This window comes from Pricia sp. (genome assembly GCF_041745955.1).
In the GTDB taxonomy this organism is placed as follows: Bacteria; Bacteroidota; Bacteroidia; order Flavobacteriales; family Flavobacteriaceae; genus Pricia.
In genome coordinates, this window is the sequence record NZ_JBGTHY010000406.1 from 1 (window position 1) to 5561 (window position 5561).

Here is a 5561-nt window from a genome sequence, read left to right on the forward strand (position 1 = left end):
AGCACTCCGGCCGTCACATTAAAGGTGATATCTCCCTTTTCTATCGGTTCGTCCAAAGTCGATGCTAAACGCGGGGTCACTACGCCTATAATTCGCCAAAATTCGTTGTACCTATACACATAGGCCAAATTGAAGTCTGCGACGTGCAATTGCCGCAGCCCCTCAACCTCACTGGGAATCCCATCGCGCCGTAATCCATAGGACAAGCGGTTGTACTCTCCCCCGATTATGATATTACTCGAATCCTTTAGGGTAATGGGCACGTTCACCACCAGTTTTATCCGCGATAACTTGGCACCCTGATCGTTTCTGGGCATCATCATGTACTCCGCCCTAAAAATATCGGGGGTTTGGGCAATGCCGCAAACCGCCCATAAAGAGCCAACCCAAAAACAAACGTATTTTAATCTTCTCCCAGTCCCCATTTCGTATCGGTTTTATCCACGGCGTTTCGGTGTTCGAACGGTCCGGATTGAACTATATGTACATCCCGCTGTGGAAAAGGAATGCTTATTCTATTTTCCCTGAACTTGGCGTCGATTTTATATCTTATTTCACTTTTTAATCTCGGATCGCTAAAGCTGTCCTCGATATAAAAGTTCAAGGAAAATAGTAGTGCAGAGTCCCCAAAATCATCGAACTGTACAAAGGGTTTCGGGTTTTTTAGGATCGACTTATGGTTAGTTGCGATAGATTCCAGAATTTTTGTGACCAAGTTTACATCACTACCGTAGGCAACACCTATAAGTATCTTTTCCCGGGTCATTTTGTGATTCTGGGTGTAATTGTAAATGATGTTGGTGATAAAATGATGATTGGGAATAACGACTACCTTGTCGTCGCGGGTTATGGCCCTGGTCGTTCTCAGCTTGATCTCGAATACCTTGCCCACCCTACCGTCTACCTCAACGATATCGCCAACGTGCAAAGACTTATCGGTGATTATAAAAATACCGCCGAGAATATCCTTAAAAATGTCTTGAAGCGCAAGTCCCAGACCGACGAACAACACTGCGGAAGCCGTAAGCAACAGGGTTATGTCGATACCGGCCGAACTCATGGTAATCACAATTACGGCGACATAGACCAAATATCGAATGAACTTGAAAAAACTGATGAACTTAAGCTTGTCGTCGCTTTCCATCTTTCGGGTCAACAGATGCCGTAACCACTTCAGCAGAAAAGCGGTAATAAAAAAAGCGATAACCAAGGCCAATAATAGGCCTACGGTAATATTAATTTCATTATCGCCCTCGCCAAAACTAAGCCCCAAATCGAGAAACTCTTTTACAGCGCCCCAGATATCCTTCTCGACAAACTCTTCTACCTTACTTAAATCGTCTTGGAGCATCATCAGTATTTTAACCACCTAAACAGTTCCTTGTACGTTGGCTTTTTGCCGTACATCAGGATGCCTACCCTATATATTTTGGCGGCAAGCCATACAATACCGATAAAAGTAATAATTAATAGAAGGATGGAGGTCACCAGTTCCCAAATCGGCACCCCGCCCTCACCGATACCCCCCGGTAAACGCATGAGCATAACGATGGGAGAAGTCAATGGAAACAGGGAAAACCCGACGGCTATCGGTCCATGGGGATTGCTGAACACCGAAAAGAACCCCACATAAATGGCCAACATCAAGGGAAGGATAATGGGGAAAATAAATTGTTGCGTATCCGTTTCGTTATCCACTGCCGCCCCGATAGCGGCATAAATGGAACTATAGATGAGATAGCCCAAAATAAAGTACACAAGAAAAAACGTAATCAACATGGCCCACGGAATATTGAATATTTCTTGGGCGTAAATCTGCATGGTCTGATCGCTTGTCGGAACCGATGGCGCGAAGTTGGCCCCTACCGCGGCCCCGCTGTTCATGGAAGAAGGATCAATATCGAACATCGCGAAGGCCAGTATCAACAAAATTCCCCCCGAAACGATCCATATCGCAAACTGGGTAATCCCCGCCAAGGAAGTCCCGATAATCTTGCCCAACATGAGTTCGAAGGGCTTGACCGAAGATATGATTACCTCAATAATCCGGCTTGTCTTTTCTTCGATAACGCTTCGCATTACGAACCCCCCATAAATTATGATGAACATCATGATCAAATAGCCAAAGCCACCGCCGATAAAGGCCTTGATTTCATTGATGCCCTTAATATTGAGATTCCCGGCAAATGTAGCTGTGTTCACCTCGAAACGACTATCGATAGCTTCAAACTCAGCGGTAGAAACCCCCATTTTCTGTAGCCTTTCTTGCCGCAACCTTTGTTGAAAAACAGCATCGAGCTTATCGAGTATCGCAGTACTCGGCGCTTCCTGTGTATACAGAAAAGAACCCTCCGCCACTTTTTCAAGGTTTTCTCCCGAGGGAATGTAAAGAAGGCCGTAGTAGTCCCCTTTTGCCGTAGAATCTTTGGCCGTCTCCAACGGGATGTCGGTAAAATTTACATAGGATATTCCTTCAGCCATCAAAAATTCATGGGTAAAATAATCGCTTTGGTTCAAAAGGGCGATGACCCGTTTTTCGTTATCGTTCATTTTGGTCAAAAAGGCAATCAAGACCACCATGGCGACCATCAAGATCGGACTCAAAAAGGTCATGATGACAAAGGATTTGTTCCTTACCTTGGCCAGATATTCCCTTTTGATGATGAGCGGCAGTTTATTCATGGACACCTTTGCTTTGTACCGTTTGGATAAATATTTCGTTGGCCGAGGGAATGGTTTCCACAAAATGGTTGATGTTCGCTTTTGTGGAAAGGTAATTCAGTACGGATCCGGAGTTGCTGTCGGGAAGCTGAAAGGTGAAATCAAGCTGCTTCGCCCCTATATCGTATTTCGATGAGCTGATATCGAATTTCTCTGCCAGTTCTTTCAAGATGATATCGCCTTTGTCGGTTTCAAGGCCCACGTTAAAAATATTGTTCTTATACGCCTTCTTAATATCGGAAAGTTTTCCGTCCAATATTTTTTCCGAACGATGGATCAGGGCGATATACTCGCAAAGTTCCTCTACGGATTCCATTCTATGGGTCGAGAAGATGATCGACGTGCCGTTTTCCTTTAATTTTAGTATCTCATCCTTGATAATATTGGCGTTGATGGGATCGAAACCGCTGAACGGTTCGTCAAAAATGAGCAATTTGGGTTCGTGCAGTACGGTTACGATAAACTGTATCTTTTGGGCCATACCCTTTGAAAGTTCTTGGATTTTCTTGTTCCACCAGTCCCCTATTTCCAGCCGATCGAACCAAAACTTCAAGCGTTTTTTTGCCTCTGCCTTCGAGAGGCCTTTCAATTGCGCCAAATACAGTGCCTGCTCGCCTACTTTCATCGATTTGTACAGACCCCTTTCCTCGGGCAAATATCCTATCATGGCGATATGTCGGGGTTTCAAAAGTTCGCCATCAAAATAAACCTCGCCTTGGTCGGGAAACGTAATCTGGTTGATAATTCGAATTAGCGTAGTCTTTCCGGCACCGTTGGGTCCCAGAAGGCCATAGATACTATTTTTGGGGATTTCCAAGGAAACCTTGTCAAGGGCGGTGTGATCACCGTATCGCTTGGTGACTTCCTTCGTTACCAAAATGTTGTTCATGTACCCAATTTTACCAAAGATATGGCATTAAAACAAAAACCCACCCTTAAACGAATTCAAGGATGGGAAAAAAATTGCTATGAAAAAGAAAATTAATATTGGTTTCCCAATATCAAGACCAAATATACGGTTTTTATTTAGAAATGAAAGTTTTTATAAAAATTCTATCGAATAGTTAGAATCAAGAAAACATATCCTTGACCTTTTCAAAGAACGACTTATCCGATTTTTCGGGCTTTGGCTCGAAATTATCATTGCCCTGCATATGCTCGAAAAATTCCTTTTGTTCCTTGTTCAGCTCTTTGGGTGTCCATACATTGACATGTACCAACAAATCACCGGTACCATATCCATTTATACTCGAGATGCCCTTACCGCGTAGACGCAATATTTTACCGGATTGAATACCTGGTTCCAGTTTTATGCGCACCTTGCCATCGACGGCATCTATTTCTTTTGAAGTACCCAATACCGCATCCGAAATACTGACATAGAGATCGTAATGTAAATTGTCACCTTCGCGCTTTAGCGTATCATGGACTTCGGTTTCCATGGCCACCAATAGATCGCCGGGAACACCGTTGCCCGGGGCATCGTTACCCTTTCCGGGAACTTTCAGCTGCATACCATCCTCCACTCCCGCAGGTATCTTGATGGACACTGTCTCTTCGACTATCTTCAAGCCCTGTGCATCGGCATCGCTGGGTTTTTCATCCAAAATCTGTCCACTTCCGCCGCAGGTACTACACGTGGCCGCGGTCTGCATACGGCCCAGTATGGTATTCGTAATCTTGGTCACTTGTCCGCGACCGTTGCAAGTGCTGCAAGTGGCATAGGTTACACCCTCGGCCTGGATCTTTCGACGGACCTTGACCTTTTTTTCGACCCCGTTGGCCACCTCCTTTAAAGAAAGTTTTACGCGGATGCGCAAATTACTCCCTTTGACCCTAGGTTGGCCGCCGCCAAATCCGCCGAAACCGCTAAAGCCGCCTCCACCGCCACCGCCAAAGGCACTTCCGAAGATATCGCCGAACTGGCTGAAAATATCGTCCATGTTCATACCGCCACCGCCGAAACCTCCGCCACCCTGAAAGGCGGCATGTCCGAATTGATCGTATCGCGCCTTCTTGTCGGCGTTGCTCAATACCTCATAGGCCTCCGCCGATTTTTTGAACATTTCTTCGGCACTGGCATCCCCTGGATTTTTATCCGGATGATACTTCAAGGCCTTTTTTCGATAGGCCTTTTTGATTTCCGCAGGGGAGGCATTTTTGGTGATGTCCAATATGTCGTAATAATCTTCCTTCATTCTTATTGTTTGGTTGCTTCCCTAATAACGTTCTATAACTTATAAACGCACCATAACTATGGGTAATATGTGTGCGGAAAAAAAATGTTTATTTCCCTACCACCACTTTTGGATGGCGGATAATGCGTTCGCCCAGCTTAAAGCCACGTTCGATCACATCGACAATCTTTCCTTTCAGTTTCTTATCAGGAGCGGGTATCTGTGTGATGGCGTCGTGTACGTCGGCATCAAATGGATCCCCCTCTTTAACTTCTACTTCCTCAAGGCCTTTAGATCTTAGGGTTTCCCGTAATTTGACCCTGATCAGTTCCACACCTTTGAAGGTTTCTGTATCGTCGGACTTTGCCAATTCCTTCAGGGCACGGTCAAAATCGTCTAAAACCGGCAAGAGGGAAATCATAATTTCCTGTCCCGCGGTCTTGAACATATCCATTCGTTCTTTGGATGTCCGTCTCTTGAAATTTTCAAACTCTGCAAAAAGACGTAAAAACTTATCCTTTTCCTTGGCCAAATCCTCACGCAGCTGCTCTTCTTCGGATAGTTCGTCTTGTTCGGGTATTTCAGGGGACTCCATATCCGTCTCCGTTTCGGCATCCAACAAATCCTCCTCCATTTGTCCGTCAAATTCTTCCGTTATATCTT

Annotated in this window: 5 protein-coding genes and 1 pseudogene; all 6 read right to left on the reverse strand. The window is 45.1% G+C overall.

Going from position 1 to position 5561, the window contains the following annotated elements; translation table 11 throughout:
• A pseudogene (locus ACEW8S_RS14615) lies at positions 1-425 on the reverse strand (hypothetical protein); the annotation flags it as partial.
• A complete protein-coding gene (locus tag ACEW8S_RS14620; protein WP_373518875.1) occupies positions 404-1351 on the reverse strand; it encodes a mechanosensitive ion channel family protein in 948 nt (315 codons plus the stop codon). The pseudogene ACEW8S_RS14615 and the gene ACEW8S_RS14620, both read right to left, overlap by 22 nt.
• A 2-nt stretch (positions 1352-1353) precedes the next feature.
• Positions 1354-2682: an ABC transporter permease gene (locus ACEW8S_RS14625; RefSeq protein WP_373518872.1), complete on the reverse strand. Its 1329-nt coding sequence runs from the start codon at positions 2680-2682 to the stop codon at positions 1354-1356.
• Positions 2675-3610 (reverse strand): ABC transporter ATP-binding protein, encoded by a 936-nt coding sequence (locus tag ACEW8S_RS14630; protein ID WP_373518873.1) that lies wholly within the window; start codon positions 3608-3610, stop codon positions 2675-2677. Before ACEW8S_RS14630 ends, ACEW8S_RS14625 begins: the two co-directional genes overlap by 8 nt.
• A 181-nt stretch (positions 3611-3791) precedes the next feature.
• Positions 3792-4919: a molecular chaperone DnaJ gene (gene dnaJ, locus ACEW8S_RS14635; protein ID WP_373518874.1), complete on the reverse strand. Its 1128-nt coding sequence runs from the start codon at positions 4917-4919 to the stop codon at positions 3792-3794.
• Between the two features lie 88 nt (positions 4920-5007).
• The gene (locus tag ACEW8S_RS14640; protein ID WP_373518876.1) at positions 5008-5532 is read right to left on the reverse strand and encodes a nucleotide exchange factor GrpE; all 525 of its coding nucleotides are present in this window, start codon (positions 5530-5532) and stop codon (positions 5008-5010) included.
• Positions 5533-5561: the final 29 nt, after the last annotated feature.

Bases quoted from the DNA above. Each gene is read 5' to 3' on its own strand.
- ACEW8S_RS14620 (WP_373518875.1), bottom strand. From the start codon at position 1,351: ATGCTCCAAGACGATTTAAGTAAGGTAGAAGAGTTTGTCGAGAAGGAT.
- ACEW8S_RS14625 (WP_373518872.1), bottom strand. From the start codon at position 2,682: ATGAATAAACTGCCGCTCATCATCAAAAGGGAATATCTGGCCAAGGTA.
- ACEW8S_RS14630 (WP_373518873.1), bottom strand. From the start codon at position 3,610: ATGAACAACATTTTGGTAACGAAGGAAGTCACCAAGCGATACGGTGAT.
- dnaJ (WP_373518874.1), bottom strand. From the start codon at position 4,919: ATGAAGGAAGATTATTACGACATATTGGACATCACCAAAAATGCCTCC.
- ACEW8S_RS14640 (WP_373518876.1), bottom strand. From the start codon at position 5,532: ATGGAGGAGGATTTGTTGGATGCCGAAACGGAGACGGATATGGAGTCC.